The sequence below is a fragment of the Acinetobacter shaoyimingii genome (assembly GCF_011578045.1).
Classification (GTDB): Bacteria; Pseudomonadota; Gammaproteobacteria; order Pseudomonadales; family Moraxellaceae; genus Acinetobacter; species Acinetobacter shaoyimingii.
Window position 1 is genome coordinate 2836320 of record NZ_CP049801.1, and the last position, 19927, is coordinate 2856246.

17 protein-coding genes are annotated in these 19927 nt (G+C 39.2%); 5 read left to right on the forward strand and 12 right to left on the reverse strand.

Going from position 1 to position 19927, the window contains the following annotated elements; all coding sequences use genetic code 11:
* Positions 1-38: 38 nt before the first annotated feature.
* From G8E00_RS12795 to G8E00_RS12810, 4 genes are all read right to left on the reverse strand, one after another.
* Positions 39-1217, reverse strand: coding sequence for an 8-amino-7-oxononanoate synthase (locus G8E00_RS12795; RefSeq protein ID WP_166225134.1), 1179 nt, complete (start codon positions 1215-1217; stop codon positions 39-41).
* Complete coding sequence (bioA, locus tag G8E00_RS12800) at positions 1214-2497, reverse strand: adenosylmethionine--8-amino-7-oxononanoate transaminase (RefSeq protein WP_166225137.1); 1284 nt, start codon at positions 2495-2497, stop codon at positions 1214-1216. The genes G8E00_RS12795 and bioA overlap by 4 nt, the downstream gene beginning before the upstream one ends.
* Before the next feature lie 128 nt (positions 2498-2625).
* Complete coding sequence (locus G8E00_RS12805) at positions 2626-3348, reverse strand: alpha/beta hydrolase family protein (protein WP_166225140.1); 723 nt, start codon at positions 3346-3348, stop codon at positions 2626-2628.
* A gap of 198 nt (positions 3349-3546) precedes the next feature.
* Positions 3547-3870, reverse strand: coding sequence for a DUF6176 family protein (locus G8E00_RS12810; RefSeq protein ID WP_166225143.1), 324 nt, complete (start codon positions 3868-3870; stop codon positions 3547-3549).
* Between the two features lie 131 nt (positions 3871-4001).
* Between G8E00_RS12810 and G8E00_RS12815 the strand changes: the two genes are divergently transcribed.
* The gene (locus G8E00_RS12815; protein ID WP_166225147.1) at positions 4002-4610 is read left to right on the forward strand and encodes a peroxiredoxin; all 609 of its coding nucleotides are present in this window, start codon (positions 4002-4004) and stop codon (positions 4608-4610) included.
* Between the two features lie 64 nt (positions 4611-4674).
* Here G8E00_RS12815 and ftn read toward each other — a convergent pair whose 3' ends face one another.
* Positions 4675-5139 (reverse strand): heteropolymeric bacterioferritin subunit Ftn, encoded by a 465-nt coding sequence (gene ftn, locus G8E00_RS12820; protein WP_166010113.1) that lies wholly within the window; start codon positions 5137-5139, stop codon positions 4675-4677.
* 337 nt (positions 5140-5476) lie between these two features.
* On the opposite strand from ftn, the gene G8E00_RS12825 reads away from it, so the two are divergent.
* Complete coding sequence (locus G8E00_RS12825; RefSeq protein WP_166225150.1) at positions 5477-6538, forward strand: SDR family oxidoreductase; 1062 nt, start codon at positions 5477-5479, stop codon at positions 6536-6538.
* Between the two features lie 59 nt (positions 6539-6597).
* Here the strand turns inward: G8E00_RS12825 and G8E00_RS12830 are convergent, their stop codons facing one another.
* The 6 genes from G8E00_RS12830 to G8E00_RS12855 all read right to left on the reverse strand — a co-directional run bounded on the left by G8E00_RS12830 (position 6598) and on the right by G8E00_RS12855 (position 15719).
* On the reverse strand, positions 6598-7332 hold the full coding sequence (locus tag G8E00_RS12830; protein WP_166010109.1) for a hypothetical protein: 735 nt from the start codon (positions 7330-7332) through the stop codon (positions 6598-6600).
* Positions 7333-7427: 95 nt separating this feature from the next.
* Positions 7428-9461, reverse strand: coding sequence for an NAD-dependent DNA ligase LigA (gene ligA / locus G8E00_RS12835; RefSeq protein WP_166225153.1), 2034 nt, complete (start codon positions 9459-9461; stop codon positions 7428-7430).
* Between the two features lie 104 nt (positions 9462-9565).
* On the reverse strand, positions 9566-10570 hold the full coding sequence (locus G8E00_RS12840) for a cell division protein ZipA C-terminal FtsZ-binding domain-containing protein (protein ID WP_166225156.1): 1005 nt from the start codon (positions 10568-10570) through the stop codon (positions 9566-9568).
* Position 10571: 1 nt separating this feature from the next.
* Entirely contained in the window at positions 10572-14024 is a 3453-nt protein-coding gene (gene smc / locus G8E00_RS12845) for a chromosome segregation protein SMC (protein WP_166225159.1), read from the reverse strand.
* A 10-nt stretch (positions 14025-14034) separates the two neighbouring features.
* Positions 14035-14724, reverse strand: a complete 690-nt coding sequence (locus G8E00_RS12850) for a GntR family transcriptional regulator (protein ID WP_166010101.1) — start codon at positions 14722-14724, stop codon at positions 14035-14037.
* Positions 14725-14915: 191 nt separating this feature from the next.
* Positions 14916-15719 carry a sulfite exporter TauE/SafE family protein gene (locus G8E00_RS12855; protein WP_166225162.1) on the reverse strand — a complete coding sequence of 268 codons (804 nt, stop codon included), beginning with the start codon at positions 15717-15719 and terminating at the stop codon, positions 14916-14918.
* A 27-nt stretch (positions 15720-15746) separates the two neighbouring features.
* Here G8E00_RS12855 and G8E00_RS12860 point away from each other — a divergent pair, with 27 nt between their 5' ends.
* The 3 genes from G8E00_RS12860 to G8E00_RS12870 all read left to right on the forward strand — a co-directional run bounded on the left by G8E00_RS12860 (position 15747) and on the right by G8E00_RS12870 (position 18305).
* Positions 15747-16502, forward strand: a complete 756-nt coding sequence (locus G8E00_RS12860) for a biotin--[acetyl-CoA-carboxylase] ligase (protein WP_166010097.1) — start codon at positions 15747-15749, stop codon at positions 16500-16502.
* A 44-nt stretch (positions 16503-16546) separates the two neighbouring features.
* On the forward strand, positions 16547-17275 hold the full coding sequence (locus G8E00_RS12865) for a type III pantothenate kinase (protein ID WP_166225165.1): 729 nt from the start codon (positions 16547-16549) through the stop codon (positions 17273-17275).
* Positions 17276-17564: 289 nt separating this feature from the next.
* Entirely contained in the window at positions 17565-18305 is a 741-nt protein-coding gene (locus tag G8E00_RS12870; protein WP_166225169.1) for a toxin-antitoxin system YwqK family antitoxin, read from the forward strand.
* A 104-nt stretch (positions 18306-18409) separates the two neighbouring features.
* On the opposite strand, the gene ffh is transcribed toward G8E00_RS12870, so the two are convergent.
* Entirely contained in the window at positions 18410-19819 is a 1410-nt protein-coding gene (gene ffh / locus G8E00_RS12875) for a signal recognition particle protein (RefSeq protein WP_166225172.1), read from the reverse strand.
* Positions 19820-19927 lie beyond the last annotated feature (108 nt).

The following is a 19927-nucleotide window of genomic DNA, read 5'->3' on the forward strand; positions in this document are numbered from 1 at the left end:
TTCAATGCTTAAGCATCCTACCGCATAGCGTTACCGGCTTAAGACTTAAAAGACGAATGCGCCAAATGCTTTAACAGATTGATCACATCTTGCTGATCTACTGTTGTATTCAAACATACTCTTAATCTTGAGCCACCCTTGGGTACCGTCGGAGGTCGCACAGGCATGATATAAAATCCTGCTTGTTGCAATTGCTTGGCTTTATCTATAGTCGCTTGCGCTTCACCGATAATAATCGGCACGATATGACTACTCGATGGACATGCATAACCTAAGTCACGAATATCTGTTTGGATTTGCTGGCTCAACTGTTTGAGCTGTAAACGTTGTGCATTTAAATCCTGCATCTTAGAAAAAATAAATTGGGTCCATGCCATATTTATTGGGGGTTGCGCTGTACTAAAAATCAACGGTCGCATGTGATTGATCAAAAAAGTACGAATAATCGGATCACAAATTAGATAGCCCCCGACTGAAGCCAAAGCCTTACCAAAAGTACCGACCAAAAAATCAATCTGCGCAATGACAGCATATTGTTCTGCACACCCTAAACCTCGTTCACCACGAACGCCAATAGCATGTGCTTCATCGACATAGAGCATCACTTTGGTATAGCGTGATTTTATTGCAACCAAGGCTTTGAGATCGGTTTCATCTCCATCCATACTAAAAATGGATTCAGTCACCACAATAATGCGATCAAATTTGTCATCACCATGATATTGACTCAACAACTGTTCTAAATGCGTTAAATCATTATGTCGATATCGATAATATTGCGCTTTTGATAGTCGAATACCATCAATCATACTGGCATGAATTAACTTATCGGACAGAATCAAGGTTCGTACATCACACAGCGCGGGCAAAATGCCAATATTCATGTGATAACCACTGTTAAATAGCAACGCTGCACGACCTAAAAAGGCATCACTCAGCGCCTGTTCCAACGCTTCATATTCAGCAAAATTTCCAGTTAATAAGCGTGAAGATGATGAACTCATCCGTTTTGCGGATGTAGGCATAAGATCAAAAAATTCTTCAACCAACTGCGTATTCTGTGCTAGTCCCAGATAATCATTACTGGATAAATTCAGCATTTGATGATCATTTACCATGATCCATCGTCCGTCTTGCTGAGCAGATGTAAACTGCCTGAGTTGTCCCTGATGCTTGAGTGAATCGAGCTGATCGGCATAATGATCGAGTAAACTCATGCTACCTCCCGATCCATCGACTGAACAACACCGACCAATTGAATAAGCAAGCTTTCAAGTTGTTCAGAAGAAATGACATAAGGTGGCATCAGGTATACCAATTTGCCAAATGGACGTACCCAGATTCCACGTTTAACAAATTCGGCTTGCAGGCTTTTCATATCGACATTAAAAGTCAGTTCAACCACCCCGATTGCCCCCAATACCCGCACATCCTGAACATAAGAAAGTGAGGCTAATGGTGTGAGATGTTGTTTCAATTGCTGTTGGATGCGTTGAATATTACTTTGCCAATCTTGAGCTAATAGTAATTGAGTACTTTTTAATGCCACAGCACAGGCCAAAGGATTCGCCATAAAGGTTGGACCATGCATAAATACGCTCGCTTCGCCCTGACTAATGGTTTCTGCAACTTTTTGTGTGGTCAGCGTGGCAGATAAAGTCATATATCCACCTGTCAGTGCTTTACCAATACACATAATGTCAGGTTCAACCTGTGCATGTTCCCAAGCAAAGAGCTTACCCGTACGCCCAAAGCCTGTAGCGATTTCATCGAAAATCAAAAGAATCTGGTATTTTTCACAAAGTTGTTTAGCTTGTCGTAAATATTCAGGATGATAAAAATGCATACCCCCTGCACCTTGTACAATCGGCTCTAAAATAAGGGCTGCTATAGATTGATGGTGCTGTGCTAAATGCTGTGCTAAATCATGAATATCATGTTGATTCCAATCTTCATAAAACCCCACTTGCGGCGCTTCGACAAAAATACGATTGGGCAAGCTTGTGCCAAAAATCTGGTGCATACCTGTTACAGGGTCGCAAACCGACATGGCATTCCACGTATCCCCATGGTAGCCCGAACGTGGTGTTATAAAATTGGTCTTCTGAGTCTTGCCTTGTGCAGACCAATACTGCACTGCCATTTTCAAAGCGACCTCAACCGCAACGGAGCCTGAATCTGCGTAGAAAATTTTATCTAGGCTCGGCGGAGTAATTTTGAGTAATAGCTTGCCCAGTTCAATGGCAGGATCATGAGTGAAACCACCAAACATAATGTGTGACATTTGTTCAAGCTGTTTTTGCACAGCTTGGTTGAGTTCAGGATGGTTATAACCATGAATGGCGCACCACCATGAAGACATACCATCAATCAGTTGGCGCCCATCATCCAATTCAATGATTGCACCATAAGCACGCTTAACCTTAAATGTCGGCAGTGGCTTGAGCATTGAAGTATAAGGATGCCATAGATGCTCCTGATCAAAACGATCACTCATCCTTTGTTACCATTGCTTTGTTTCATCTATATCTGCCATCCACTGTTTGCTTATTGTTCAAATTTCCTCATTTTTCGATCATAGCGATTATGCTCAACAAATTAAATTGCCTGATTAGACAATATTCACTATTTTTTTAATGTTGTTTTTAAATACCCTAAAATTTTGTTAGTTGTTTCATGAATATTAAATAGTGGAAAACCATGTGAACCTATAACACTATCAATTTTAATAAACTTTGCAGGTATTTTACGCAAATAATCAGCAACTTTGTAAGCAACTAAACCATCATCTTCAGCCAACACATGATATTGAGGCCCTTGATAACTTTCTAAAATACTCACAGAATTTAAATTTTCCAACAATTCTAAACCTTGAATCTTGATTGTTTTATCTTCATCATTAACCGAATTTTGTAAGTATTGCCAATCTTGTTTGGCATTTTTGCTGCCTTGAGTCACTAAATAGGAAAACCGTTTTAAGGTGGTTAACGCATCTTGTTGAAAAGAACTTTTAAAACTTTGAAACGCAGAATATTGCATTCCAATCGGCCAACATTCTTTTGCTATAAAGCAAGGATTTGAAGCTAAAGTAATTAATACTTTCGCTTTTGCAGTCTTTTTATAGATTTGTTCAGCAAGCACACTGGCCAATTGCCCACCCAAGGACCAACCTGCAATGACGTCAAACTTTTGCGCAATTTTGATCTTGGCATCTAATTCAACTTGATCAAAGGCATTAAAAATATTCATCAGCTCAACTTGATAGCCTTGAGCTTGTAATGATTGTTTGAGCGCTTCTAATGGTTTTGTTCCTAAACCCCAACCCGTAATAAGTAAAATACTGTGCATCCCTGCAACTCCATTTATTATCAATGATCTAATCACTATTCATTCTTTTATCTCATATGGAAGTATATAAACCCTTAAGCAGAATGGCATTGTGAAAATCAATCAAAATAACAACAGATAAAAGCGACTTATCGCCAATCATGCTGTATAAAATTGAAGATTCGAGTATTACAAACCCTCTGAATGCGTTGTATTTTTCTAATCAGTATTTTCAAGATCAACCAGAATTTGTGCAGGGATTACTCTTGCCCAATTTTGTTTAAAAGCTTTATGAATCTGATCAATTGGAAATTGACTACTTTTCCCCACTTGTTGTGCATAGTGAATATCATCAGCGCGCATATACGCAATCAAATAATCTTTCCCTTCAAGTTTCAATTGGAACCATGATTCAATGAACACTCGTTCAGCTTTTAAAGTTTCAATTGCTTCTTGTTTCCTGGCATTGATTTCAGCTTGCCACACAGCAACATCATCCAAGCGATTTTCTTTCAGTTCAATAAGTACCGCACCAATATCCATTTTTATTCTCAGTGTTGATAAAACCTTTTTATCTTAGTTTGATCACTTAAAAATCACCATAAATGCCTATAACTCACATTTTAAATTTTGTTAAGATCAATAAGCACCTTGACCAATAAGAAGTAAAAGAGATGAACATTCGATTCAGTATCAGCTTATTCTGTTGCATTCCAGTTTTGGCTTTCTCCCCAATCAGCCATTCTGAAAAATCATTATTTTCAGCCGCCACATCCGAGCAAAAGCAATGGGTTGGTAAACCTGCTCCAGCCTTTAAACTTCAAGATCAATCTGGTAAGTGGCATGAATTAAAACAATACGCAGGCAAATGGGTGGTGCTCTATTTTTATCCCAAAGATAACTCCCCTGGATGCACCCAAGAAGCCAATCAATTTAAAGCGCTATATCCGCAATTTATAAAAAATAATGCCGTGGTGTTAGGCGTGAGTTTGGATGATGTCGCATCTCATCAGAAATTTTCGGAAAAATTAGCGCTACCTTTTCCAATTTTGGCAGATCAAAATCATCAACTTGCTAATCAGATGGGTGTAGTGCGTAATTTAGGTATCGCAAAAATAGCCAAACGGGAAACTTTTCTCATCGACCCACAAGGTCATATTATTTACCACTACAGCAGTGTAGATACGCAAACACATGCTAATCAGGTTCTGGCTGATGTTCTGAAATATTCAAAATCACTTGGTTCAAAGTCACTTGCTTCAAAACCACAGTCATCAAAATAAAGCATACGAAATACAAGACATAAAAAAGCCCGATTCAATCGGGCTTTTATAATCAATAGATCAATTACATTTGTGATTGAATATAATTTTGCAGACCAATCAATTCGATCAAACGCAATTGTTTTTCTAACCAATAGGTATGGTCTTCTTCGGTATCATTCATTTGTTGGCGAAGCATATCACGGCTAACAAAATCACCTTTCTCTTCGCAAAGTTTTACACCTTGAGCCAATTTTTCACGCACATGATATTCAAGTTTTAAATCGGCTTTTAAGCAAGCAACAACATCTTCACCTACTTCAATATCATCACGATTCATATTCGGTGTCCCTTCAAGGAACAAAACACGGCGAATCAATGCATCTGCATGGGAAGCTTCTTCTTGCATTTCATGGTCAATACGTTCAAAGATTTTGCTTAAGCCCCAATCTTCATACATACGAGAGTGAATAAGATATTGATCACGAGCAGCCAGTTCACCACCGATCAACATATTCAGATAATCTACAACTTCTGGATTGCCACGCATTTCAAAATCTCCATTACTTTGTTTAATATTATGGACAAAAGGTCATGCTATTGCAAAATTTATATTGTGTAAGTTTATGATTTTTATAAAATAAAAATGAGAAGCATACGCATTTACACTCGTATGTCTAAAATTTATACATATAAAAGAATATCTTAAAAATTATGAAAATATTCTCGGATAAATTTTAAGCATCTTTTTTGAAGTTTTATTTTTTGTAAATAGTCCTTTTTGGTTTAATCAAGTTACATTTCAATCCATTTTTAAAGCGCTTTACAAAGACACTGAGGCAATTTCTATTTATCATAAAAATATACAGGGAAATGATAAAAGCACTATGAACAAAACAACTGAACATCCAATTTTAGTCACTGGGGCAACGGGGTATATTGCGGGTTGGGTTATTCGTCAATTATTAGAGCAAGGCCTTACTGTACATGCAACCGTGCGAGACTTAAACAAAACCAAGAGCTTTCAACACTTACAAGACATCGCTGAAAAAAATTCTGGAAAATTAAGACTTTTTCAAGCCGATTTACTCAATAAAAATGCTTTTGATGAAGCTATGCAAGGCTGTGAAATTGTCATTCATATGGCCTCACCTTTTTTAGTCACCAATTTTAAAGATCCGATCAAAGAGCTTATTGACCCAGCCATTAAAGGCACAGAGAATGTTTTAAATAGTGTCAACCGTACGTCTACAGTGAAACGCGTTGTGGTGACATCGAGTATTGCATCTACTTACGGCGATGCCATTGATGCTTTAAAAGTTCCGAACAATACGTTGGATGAAAGCTATTGGAATACCAGCAGTTCAGCAAAGCATCAACCTTATTATTATTCAAAAGTTGCAGCCGAGCGTAAAGCTTGGGAAATGCAAATTGCACAATCACGCTGGGACTTGGTCTGTGTCAACCCAGCCCTTGTGGTTGGTCCATCACTGACACCGATGACTAAATCAGGCAGTGTTGAAGTGCTTCAACAATTTGGTAGTGGTGTAACACGTTTTGGTGTACCTAAAATTTGGAGTGCTCTGGTCGATGTTCGAGATGTGGCTGATGCACATTTAAAAGCAGCCTTATTACCAAATGCCAAAGGTCGTTATATTATTAGCTCTAAATCTCTGACCTTACTCGAAATGGGCAAAGTACTCACTCGTCATTTTGGTAAAAAGTACCCTTTTCCACGAATGAATACACCTAAATTTTTAGTGAAAATTGTTGCACCGTTTATTGGTCATTCACGTAAATATGTTGAGTTGAATGTAGGATATCCTCTGCATTTTAATGCTCAAAAAAGTATTAAAGAATTGGGTATAAATTACCGTGATGTCGAAACCAGTTTAGTCGAGCATTTCCAGCAGTTGATTGATGATGGCATTGTGAAAAAGCGTGGTTAATTGTCATAAAATAAAAGCCCGAGATTCGGGCTTTTATACAATTATAGTCAAATTTTACCTTAAAAATTTTCAATCAAATTCTGCCCAAAATTATTAAAATCTCCATGGCGGTTATTAACGTAAAACTCTATCGGAGATAATTGCAAGTTTTTATGAGTTGTCGAAAAAAATAATGAATACTTAAAGTCAACTTGTTTATTTTTATTAAAATTTAAAGTCATTTGACAATGAACACTTTCACTATTTGATGTGTTTAATTGCTTTATCTCCAAAAATTTAACATTGAAATTTCGATGAACAATATCATTCAGCAACTTTTCATCATTTGGGTCAAATTTAAAATAAGAAGTAAAAATAGCATTTTCTGCCCCGTCAAATTCTCTCATCATTGCTTTTTGTTTTTTACTTAATTGATAATCAATGTATGGTTCTAATAACTTTTCAAAGACTTGATTATATTGATATGTCGAATCATCTTCTTCAACTTCTTGTTGTTTTACAATATTGATAAACTCACTATTAGCATCCTTATAAATATTCTTAATCCTTTCCTTTAATATTTGATTAAATTCTTCTGGGCTATATTTTTGTGATCGAGCCATATCCTCTAACTTTTCCTTCTCTTCATGTATATATTCAGCGAAATAAGGATTAGAAAGTTTTTGACGATAATAAAAATAACGATCTAAACTTTTTTCAACGGATCGACTGATTTCTTCTTCGAGCTCTTTTAAAATACGAGGGTTTTCACATTCTGTTTGTGCATAAACAGGAATTATTGGTAACATCAACAAGGTGATTATCGTTATTCTTTTAAATATTTTCACTTTTGAAATTAGATTGTAAAGGCATAATTACTATACCCTTACAATTCATTACTTTTCAATACTTAGATGGTCTGCCCATATTCAGCCATCAAAGCCAAAAACTCTTGTTCATTTAATATTGGAACACCTAACTTCTCAGCTTTATCAAGTTTAGAGCCTGCTTTTTCACCTGCCACTAAACATTTGGTTTTACTAGAGACACTGCCACTCACACGTGCACCCAACGCTTGCAACATTTGAGTTGCTTCATCACGCCCCATAGAACTTAAAGTGCCTGTCACCACCCAACTTTCACCATTTAAAGGCTGACGTGTAGGTGCAATTGGTGCATCCCAATGAATACCAGCAGCAAGTAGACGATCCAACACTTCCAAATTATGCGGTGCTTGGAAGAAATCCAAAATCCATTCAGCAGTAATATCACCCACATCTGGGGTTTTCTTCAATGCTTCAAGGTCTGCGTTACGTAACGCCTCTAACGTCTGGAAAGTATTGGCAAGCATACGAGCTGTGGTTTCACCTACACCACGAATTCCTAAGGCATAAATAAAGGATGCAAGCGTTGTTTTCTTACTGTTTTCAATGGAATCAATCAGGTTCTGAACAGATTTCTCACCCATCTTTTCAATGGTCAGTAATTTTTCACGATGCTCATGCAAATGATAAATATCAGCCACATCTTTGAGCAAATCTAAGTGCAATAAAGACTCAGCCCAACGATCACCTAAGCCTTCAATATCCATGGCTTTACGAGAAACAAAATGGCGAATTGCTTCAATACGTTGTGCAGCGCAATATAAACCGCCTGAGCAACGTGCCAATGCTTCACCTTCAGGCATAACCACTGGTGAATCACATACTGGACAGTTTTCTGGCAGATGAACTTCGACGCTATCCACAGGGCGAAATTCAGGCCAAACTTTTTCAACCTTAGGAATCACATCTCCGCTACGATAAACACTCACCGTGTCGCCAATGCGGACATCTAAACGATGGATTTCACCAATATTATGTAAAGTCACATTGGAAACAGTCACACCACCAACAGCAACAGGATTTAAACGTGCTACAGGGGTTAATGTTCCTGTACGTCCGACTTGCCAATCGATGTTATCGACAGTCGTAAGTGCTGCCACTGCAGGAAATTTATATGCTGTTGCCCAACGTGGTTCACGGCTCAAAAAACCCAACTGTTTTTGCTGTTTGAGATCGTCAACTTTAATGACCATGCCATCAATTTCAACGCTTAAATCTGGACGCTCTGCATTAATTTCTTCATAGGCTTTTTGCACATCGTCAATACTGTCACAAACAAAATGGCGTTCACCTACAGCAAAACCAAACTGCGTCAACCATTCCAAACTACCTGACATGGTGGTTTGCCCATGATGTGGCTCACACTGTGCAATACCATACGCATAGAATGCTAGTGGACGTGATGCTGCAATTTTTGGATCAAGCTGACGTAAACTACCTGCTGCCGCATTACGCGGATTGGCAAATGTTTTTTCACCCTTGGCTTCATTTTCAGCATTTAGTTTTTCGAAGCCCGCTTTTGGCATCAGGACTTCACCACGAACCTCTAAAAGCTCAGGCACTGGACCTTGACTTGATGACAATACTTTTGGCAAATTTCGGATGGTTTTGACATTTTGGGTAATCACTTCACCCGTTTCACCATCACCACGTGTCACACCACGAACGAGAACGCCATGTTCATACCACAGTGAAATCGCTAGACCATCGAACTTGAGTTCAACATCATATTGAATCTTTTGATTGGGTAAACGTTCTTCTACACGGCGTGCAAAATCGAATAAATCTTCTTTATTAAATACATTGCCCAGTGACAACATAGGTACTTTATGCGTCAGAGTTTCAAATTTAGATAAAGCTTTTCCACCGACTTTATTGGTCGGGGTATCGGCTTGGACAAGGTCAGGATATTGTTGTTCTAAAGCCTTTAGCTGATGAAACAACTGATCATATTCGCTGTCTTCAATCGTGGGTTGATCCATCACATAATACGCATGATTATGTTGAGCCAGCAGTTGAATCAGTTGACGCATTTGCGCAACCACAGCAGTTTGATCCATAAATGATTTCACCATATAAAAGGGCGGAAAATTCCGCCCAAAATTTCAATTTGCATCAGTATAAATCAATTTTGTTCAAATCGATTTATGCACCAGCAATAAATTTAAACCGCTTGGTTTGAACGATAATCGATGGCTTTATGTCGCCAGTGTTCTTTTAACTGTGGCGTAAATTCAAGATTATTTTCATCATACACAGTACCATCTGTTTCCCGTGCAATGAGACCTGCAATACTCACCATACTGTCATAGCCTTTTTGTACATTTTGATGAGGCAATGCCAAGAAAAATGCCAAACCTTGCACCTGTTCTACAGATAAGGTTTCCAAATCAAAACCAGCAGGACCTTGATCTGTAATTCGAAGCACAGAGAACATGAGTGGACTTTCTTGGTCTGGACTTTCATAGCGGTGGAAACAGTTCATTTCACCGAAACGTAAGCCATATTTCAGAAGTACTTTTAAAGTTTTATCACCAGACAATGCTTTCCGCGGGTTTGGATACATGTTTAAGCTAATGATGTATTCAGCATTAGCAAGTGCACTTTCATCGTCAAAACGTTGTTGCTCATGAAGATGTAAATCTAAAATATTACTTTCTTCAGTAAATTCTTCGATTTTCGCAGCTTCAACATTTGGATTTAATGTGAACTCAGGATCCGCTTTTTTGACCTCGTCAGAATGAACATCTGCTTGTTGAATTTGAGCCTCAGAACTTTCATCTTTAATCTCTGTAGCCTGTTCAGCCACAGGTTTAACTGGAACATCGGATTCAGTTGCTTCTGAAACAACCGCTGTCGCTGCTGTTTCATGTGACTTGGTCAATTCTTCTTTAGACACATCGGTTGTAGTAACAGAAGGTTCAGACTCAAGATCACTCAGACTAGGTTCAATACGGCCTTGCGAAACGGGTGCTGTGCTTTCAACATTTTCAGTTTGCAATTGATCACGCACATGTCGAGGAATCACAGGTTGCTGACTCTCTGAATTAATATGCAATTCTGAGTCTAATGATGGTGCAGCATCATTCGGTTTTCGCAGCATCATCCGCAATCCAAACAGACAGATAATAATTGCAACAACAATTCCAATGATTGTGGTGACTTCCATATTATGACTCCGCGGCTAGGCCGTACTCTTTTGCTTCTTCTATATTTACAGTAACCATTTTCGATGTACCTGGTTCAGGCATCGTTACGCCTAATAAATCAGTTGCCATCGTCATTGCGACCTTATTATGCGTAATGTAAATGAATTGAACCTGTTCAGAAAGCTCTTTTACTAAATTACAAAATCTTCCGACATTGGCATCGTCGAGTGGCGCATCAACTTCATCCAGTACACAAAATGGCGCAGGATTGAGTCTGAAAATTGCAAACACTAAAGCCAGTGCTGTTAAAGCCTTTTCTCCACCCGATAATAATGCTAATGAACTATTACGTTTACCCGGTGGTCGCGCCATGAGTTTTACGCCAGACTGCCAGTCATCTTCCAAACTTAAGGTTGCTTCACCACCATTAAAAACTTTTGGAAACAGGTTTTGTAATTCAGCATTGACCTGATCAAATGTGGTCATAAACAATTTTTTGGTTTCTTGATCGATACTTTTCATTGCATCTTTCAATTGACCGACTGTTTTTTCCAAATCTTCAATCTGATGGCTCAGTTCTTCATAACGAGCTGACACTTCTTCATATTCTTCAGATGCTGCCAAATTCACGGCACCAATCTTTTCGAAACTGTGCTGCGCTTTTTCCAGTTTAGTCTGATGTGACTTTAAATCAATTTGAACATTCGACAAAATGTCACTATTCAATTCTTTGAGCTGTTCTGAATAATGTTGCAAATCCGATTTTGCCACTTGCCATGCCAGACGTTTTTCTTCCAACTGACCACGATAGGTCTCATCATTTTGCTGATGCGTATGACGTAATTCAGTCAACGTTTGTTGTTTCGCTTGAATGTTATTCAGTTCAACCTGCCATTCAGACCACGTTTTTTGTAGTTTAGCAGTGATTTGTGCCTGTTCTTCAAATTGCGATTGTAAAGCAGGTAATTCCAGCTGGATTGGGTCAATGAACTGCTTTGCCTGCTCCATTTGCGACACAATCTGTTGATATTGTGACTTTAAAAATGAAGCATCTTTTTCTAAAAGCTCAATTTGCTGTTGGTTCTGAACAGATTGACGACGTGAGACTTCTAAGTCCTGTTGTTTTTGCTGAACCGCTTGTTGCAATTCTTCAACCTGATCATTGAGTTCCTCTACCTGAAATTGCAGCGTTTTATATTCAGGTAAACTTTTCTCAAGTTTCAAGGTCAATGCATGCATGTCGATTTCTAAATCGTCTTTTTGCATGGCATCTTCTTCAAGCTGCGCATCCAGTTGTTGCAACTGCATAGTCAATTGTTGCTTTTGAACATCAAAAGCCTGCAAAGCAGTTTGTTGTTTGACGATGGACACATCAATTTTTTGCAGAATAAGCTGTTGCTCTTTCAGCGCAGATTGTTGCGCTTGCAATTTTTGCTGATGCTCAGACAAACTTTTCTGAAACTCAGGTAGTTTTGATTCTGCATCAATCAGCTTTGGTTGAACTTCTGCCAACGCCGTTTCAATTTCTTCTAAACGGATTTTATGACTCAGTGCACCTTGAGCAGCTTGACTAGATTCATCAAAGAACAGACCAATGACCCAGTCAGATCCAACATGATAACCATCTAAACTCAGAATGGATTGCCCAACGTTCAATAGCTTTTGTAGCGACAGTGCCTGATTTAAATTGTCGACAACGGCGACTTGATACCATAGAGAATGATTCGGTGACTCAATCCAATCTGCAAGGCACGGATTATCCCCCAACTGTATTTTGTCATACCCAGACGATGCTTTAATCTGACGAGCGACACTTTCTTGAAATATGTCATCCGTCTCGATGACCTGTGCAGACAACCATTTGGCTAAGAATTTCTCAATCAGATTGGCATGTGTTTTAGCAGTATCATTAAGCTTTAATACTTGCATCAACTGCACGACCTTTGCATCAGATTTGGTGCTGGTTTTCGCCATCAATTGATTGAGATTCTTTTGCTCAGACAGTAGCACTTGTACTTCAGACTTCAATGTTGAAATCTGGGACTTTTGCTGTGCAATCTGTTCTTGAACCTGATCAAGGTCAGCTTTCGTCTGCACCAACTGCTGTTCAATTTCCGTAATCTTTGTTTGAGCATGTTGCTGATCATTGACCAATTGCTCAACATCTTCAGACTGAAATTGGTTTTGAATGTGTGCTGTTTGATTTTTTAAGGTTTCTTTTTGCTGTTCAATACGGGCAATATTTTTGCAGAGCTGTTCACTTTGCGCTTGCATCTGCAATTTTTGTTGCTGTTGCTTTTCAACTTGCGCTTTGATCTGTTCGAACTGCTGCTGCGCCTGATTTTGCTGAGATTTTAAGTCAGTAAATTGCTGATTACCCTGATGTGACTCCGCCTCACTCAACTGTAAGTTTTCAGTTTGAGCTTCTTGTTCATTGAGCAAGTTTTCAAGCTGGATATCAATCAGCTGTAAGCGCTCTTTGGTTTGAACTTTTTGTTGTTCAAGTTGAGCCAAAGTTTCTGTGTTTTGTTGGAACAAACTCTGTTTTTGTTCCAAAGTCATTTTCAATTCAGCTAACTTCTTTTCAGCCTGTTGCCATTCATTTTGTAATGGTGTGGACTGCTGAATCAGACGCTGAAATAACTCACTGGTGGCTGTTAAATCATGCTCAACCGTGGTCAACTCCGAACGGACTAACTTAAATTTCTCACCTAAATCGGTCATTTCAGCGGTGTATTCTTGCTGTATACGCTGACTTTGCTCACATTGAAATGACAAGATTTCAACTTTAAGGGTTCGGATTTCTGTTTCTAAGTTTTTATATAAAATCGCTGCTTCCGCTTGGCGTTTTAAAGTTTTGAGTTGAGATTTCAGTTCGAGCGCAATGTCATTTAAACGACTTAAATTTTGCGTAGTATGTTCTAAATGCTGTGTGGTTTCACGGCGACGCGCTTGATAACGTGAAACCCCTGCTGCCTCTTCAATATACACCCGCATTTCTTCAGGTTTAGCATCAACCAAACGGTTAATCATGCCCTGCTCAATGATCGCATAAGAACGAGGACCTAAACCTGTCCCTAGGAAAATATCGGTGATATCACGACGACGACATTTGGTGCCATTTAAAAAATATTCCGACTTTCCATCACGTGTGACTTGGCGGCGAACGGCAAGCTCGGTATACGCGTTATAAGCTCCACCTAATTTTCCATAGGTATTTTCAAAGCGTAATTCGACACTGGCCATGCCAACAGGTTTACGTTTTGAAGTGCCTGTAAAGATCACGTCTTGCATGCTTCCGCCACGAAGTTGACGTGCACTCGACTCTCCCATGACCCATCGAATGGCATCGATCACATTTGACTTACCACATCCGTTTGGCCCCACAACCGCAGTACGATTTGCTTTGAATTGTAAAGTACTGCTGTCCGCAAAGGATTTAAAGCCAGATAGTTTTAAACTGCTTAATCGCATAGTGTCCTAATTAACGACGCGATCTCCGCGCCCAAGCTAATTCAATTTGTTTCATTCGTGCTAGAGACTCTAACACTAGATTGCGCAAGTGTCGGCAAAAATCTTCCATAAATAAAGTAGCTTGTTGTGATTTTCGGCTTAAAATTGCATCAATCACCAATTTTAAAAGCTCTAACGCCTCTTGTAGCTCACGTCTTGATATATTTAAGGTTAAAAAATAACTGCGACGAATCGAAGGCAATAACTCATTATAAAACTTCATGAGATATTGATTGTTCACCATCTCTTGTTGCTGTGCTAAAAACTTAAATACCCCATCATAAAATTTCTCAGTATTTCCTTGCTTCACATGTTCAATCAATTTGCCCAACAACTGTTGTACTGCATCCGCTTCGTAGTTACGCCATGTTTCACTGATTCGTTGAACAATCTGTCCAAGAATTAAGGCACTGGTATCAAATAATGCACGAACCTGTTGAGCCGACATCTCAGAAACAATCGCTCCACGGCGTGGAAAAATTTCAATCAGATGTGTTCGCTCAACCAATAATAACGCTTCACGAACAGACCCTCGACTGACATCAAGTTCTTTAGCAATGCGTAATTCTTGTATACGCTCTCCTTCTACCAAATCACCACTAATGATTTGTTCACTAATATGTTTGGCAATGTGTTCGGAAAGACTATCAGCTTCATCCAATTGTTTGATTCCTATTTTATTGTTATTCAATATTTTGAACTTGCTCAAACGAACAGCATTTTTTAAAGTTCGTACCTTTGTTTTTATACGAACAGGCTATGTCATGCCTATGTCTTTGTTAGACAATTTTTTAAATTTAAAGTCAATTTTGTCCCCACAAAATTGCTCAATACTACAATAACAATATGATTTTAAAAATGAATCCCTTGATATATAAAATAAATACCCACGCACGTCAACAATGCTGCAAAACATTTTTTCAACATTGCAGGTGAAAGTAAATGTGCAACTTTTGCACCAAGTTTCGCTGTGATAAAACTCATCACACTAATGCCAATGAATGCATAAATGTGTACATAGCCAACGGCATTTTCAATTTGATGCTGTGCTTTTGTACCAAAAAACATAAACCCAATTGCACCTGCAACAGCGATGGGCAGACCACACGCGGCTGAAGTTGCAACAGCTTTTTGCATAATCACGCCATTTTTATTTAAATAAGGTACGGTCAAGCTTCCTCCACCAATACCAAATATGGCTGATGCAACGCCTATACCCGTACCTGCAACGCCTTGCATTACTGCTGAAGGTAAATGTTTAGACTCATCGACCACAACATTTGCACTTCTAAACATGCGATAAGCCACCCAGATTGCAAATGCACCAATCACCAGTTGTAAATTTCCACCTGACATTAAACCTGCAATACCCGCCCCTAAAAATGAACCAATCATTAAACCCGGTGCAAGATTTTTAAAGACCTGCCAAAGTACTGCACCTCTTTTATGATGTGCCATGACAGAACTGATAGAAGTGACAATAATCGTGGCTAATGACGTACCTAAAGCCATATGCATAATGACATTTGGGTCATAGCCCATATGGGTAAATACAATAAAAAGAATAGGGACAATAATGAGACCACCACCCACGCCAAAGAGTCCTGCAGCAAAGCCAGCGATTGCACCAATGGCTAAATATATGATTAACTCCATAAATCATTCACTCTTCTCAGATTCAACATGGATTTAGAGACTCGTCATCTTCGACAACTGCTCAGCGATGCACAGCAACTCCCTGAAATTCTTTTGCTCAAGAAAAGCACGACATCCACCAATGATGAAGTGCGAGAACTGGCTCAAAAAGGAGTTCAGAGTATTTTAGTTTGTAGTGAAATGCAAACCCATGGTCGTGGGCAACATCAGCGTGAATGGGTCTCTCCAGAAGGCAATATTTACTTAAGTACGCTCATTCATACACGCACTCCTTTAGATGGTCGTATTGCTCTTGAAACCGCCCTCAATATCTTGCAAATTCCAAGTTTAAAAGGGCTTTTAGATTTACAGATCAAATGGCCGAATGACCTCTATAGCCCACAAGGCAAATGGGGTGGAATTCTGGTTGAGCCGATTGATCCCCATCAGGCTGTGGTCGGTATTGGAATCAACCTCATGCCCGTACCCAAAGATGAACGAATTGAACAAATGGCAACCTCTTTGATGCAACTGGGGCTAAATTATCCCAATCGGATTCAAATCATCAGCGAGCTATATTTAGCGATACAACAAGCCGCACAATGGTTTGAACATGGCAGTTATAATCTGGCTGCACGTTTCAATCATTACGCAGCTTTTCTAAATCAAGCCATCGAATTTGAACAAATTGATCAGACTGTTCATGGAATTTTTAAAGGTATCTCAGATGATGGTTGTATTCACATTCAGACTGAACAAGGGTTAAATTCATTTTATCAAGGTCGATTACGTTTAAAGGCCTAAACCCTGTTTGCACATTTTACTGATGATATGCCTTGGAAAAAAGTATGAAAAGACTTTGGCTCGATATTGGAAATACTCGCCTAAAATATTGGATCACGGAAAATGGTCATGTGATTGAACATGAAGCAGAATTACATCTGCAATCCCCTGCAGATCTATTGTTGGGTCTAATCCAGCACTTTAGAGCGCAAAAGCTCGATCACGTGGGGATTTCATCGGTCCAAGATAAAAAAAATAATGATCGCATGAGCAAAATTTTAAAATTGCTCGATGTTCCAGTGACTTTTGCCAAAGTCCATGAAGAATATGCAGGACTGATCTGTGGTTATGACAATATCACCCAGCTGGGGATTGACCGTTGGCTGCAAGTCCTTGCCGTCGCAAAACCAGATCAAGATTTATGTGTGATTAGTTGTGGTACGGCGCTGACCATTGATTTAACTCAAGACATGAATCATTTAGGTGGTTATATTCTTCCAAATCTATATTTACAACGTGATTCACTGATTCAAAACACCAAAGGCATTAAAATTCCAGATATTGCTTTCTCGGAGCTTACCCCAGGTCGCAACACAATTGACGCGGTACATCACGGCATTTTTTTAGGATTACTCAGTACCATTCGTGAAGTGATGAAAATGTCGCCACGACAACTGATTCTGACTGGCGGTGATGCAGCGTTATTTGCTCAGTATCTTACAGAGTTTCATCCGATCATCGAGAATGATTTATTGCTAAAAGGCTTAAAGCTCTATATCTCACATCAAAGTTAAATTATTCAGGAGTAGATGAGTCAGCTAGGCTAGTCAATCCCAAGATGCGACTATAAAAACCAATATCTAAAGCTTGAATTGACTCATCTCGCCTTGCCTCATGCTCAATAGAATGCAACAAGGTCTGATTTTCACAACACTTCTTTCATTTCATCCGTTTTATATTTTATGTTGTTGATTTCACGTCTATCATTAGCCAAGTACATTGCTTACAGCTCCTAAACATGTACTTAATTTATTTATACCAAATCATTTAAATCAACAATAACTATTCCAGAGCATATTCATAATGATCAGCATCTATTCAACAAAGCAAAAACCGACTCAGCAGCTTAAAAACCATTCTATCGGCTTGATTTCAGCCGCGATTATTGGTTTCAGTGTGTTATTTAGTGGTTGTACCAGCATCTCCACTGCATCAAACATCCCTCAAAATATTCAACAACAACTTTCCACTCAACAACCCATCATTTCTTATTTTAGTCCAACGCCGAATGAACAAGACTGTGGTTGTGCATCTAGCATCGATCAAAGCTATTCAATGGTTCCTATCGAAGATGGTTATTACCGTAGCCTATTGGGACGTGATCAAGCAGGTCGTTTCTTGGTTCAAGACTTTTATCAAAAGACCAAAACACCTCAATCCTCCCCATTTTGGATTATTGATCCAATGGGTTTATTTAGTTTCTCAAGTGAAGTTGCTACAGGCCCGTTAACGCTGTATTTCCCCAATGGGAAAGTGTCTTACCAAGGAACTCGTGATGATAATGGTCGTGAAGTCGGCAAATCGCAAAGTTTTTACACCAATGGTCAATTGGGCTTAGAAAATGAAATGACTGATGAAAAAACTCAACGAACGCTCTGGTACTCAAATGGGACTAAAGCTGCTGAAATGACCCTCAGCAATGATGAAATGAGACAGTTCGAATATAAAGTTTGGGATAACAACGCTCAGTTGGTCGATAACGAGCAACAAAAAGAACGTATTATTGATGCTATTTATACCCAACTCGATGAAGATATTAATTAGAACAAACTATAAGAAACCACGTTTCAGCACGTGGTTTCTTATTTCTTTGATTCCATTAAAAAAGGCGCTTTCTGCGCCTTTTTTATTCAATCTGAATAGACAGATTATTTCTTCGGTGTGTTATCACCAAATAATGGTCCCATACCACCACCGCCACCGAATTTCTTCTGCATGCCACTGAGTGAGCGCATCATTTTTGCCATACCCGATGGATTGGCAAATTTTTTCATCATCTTCGCCATTTGCGCATGCTGTTTAATCAGTTTATTCACTTCAGCAACATCCATACCACAACCTGCTGCGATACGTTTTTTACGACTCGGATTCATCAAGTCAGGGTTACGACGTTCTTTAATGGTCATCGATTGAATAATCGCTTCCATTTTTTTCACTTGCTTTTCAGGGTTAGCTTGCGCAAGTGCATCTTGAATCCCTGAATTGCTCATGCCAGGCAACTTATCTAAGAAGCCCATCATGCCGCCCATTTTATTCATTTGTTCAAACTGCATCAGCATATCTTCAAAGTTGAAGTTACCGCCTTTTTGCAGTTTTTTCGCCATTTTTTCGGCTTTTTCTTTGTCGACTTTACGCTCAAGCTCTTCGACCAGCGACAGCACATCACCCATACCTAAGATACGTTGTGCAACACGCTCAGGATGGAATGGCTCTAAAGCATCAAGCTTTTCGCCCATACCCAAGAATTTGATTGGCTTGCCAGTAATCGCACGAACAGAAAGTGCTGCACCACCGCGCGCATCACCATCTGTTTTGGTGAGGATTACACCGGTCAATGGTAAAGCATCATTAAAGGCTTTTGCTGTATTTGCCGCATCCTGACCCGTCATGGCATCAACCACGAACAAAGTTTCAGTTGGGTTAATCGCAGCATGAAGTTCTTTAATTTCATCCATCATGTCGTCATCAATATGCAGACGACCTGCAGTATCGACAATCAAAACATCGGAGAACTGAATTTTTGCTTGTTCAATGGCACGATTCACGATCGTGATTGGCTTTTCATCTGCTGATGATTCGATGAAGTGTGCCCCAACTTCACCCGCAACAGTTTGTAACTGTTTAATTGCAGCTGGACGGTAAACGTCGGCTGAAACCATTGCAACTTTTTTCTTTTGGCGCTCTTGTAAGAAACGTGCAAGCTTGGCCGCAGTCGTGGTTTTACCTGCACCTTGTAAGCCCGCAAGCAATACAACGACAGGTGGTTTTGCTGCAAGGTCAAGGCTTTCATTCGCCTCACCCATCATTTTGGTCAATTCGTCATGGACGATTTTGACAAAAGCTTGTCCAGGCGAAAGCTGAGACATCACTTCCTGACCCAATGCCTCTTCCTTAACTTTCGCGATAAACTCACGAGTTACAGGCAAGGCAACGTCAGCTTCAAGCAGAGCCATACGTACTTCACGTAACGTATCTTTAATATTGTCTTCGGTCAGTTGCCCTGAGCCAGTAACATTTCTTAAACTCTGCGTGAGTCGTTCTGTTAAGGTATCAAACATTGCAAAATCCGCTTAAAATGGTTGTTGCAAAAAAATCTTTCTTAAAATAGAAAATTTATGCATAAGATGCTATAGGATACTGTAGTTCGCATGGAATTTATATCTCAT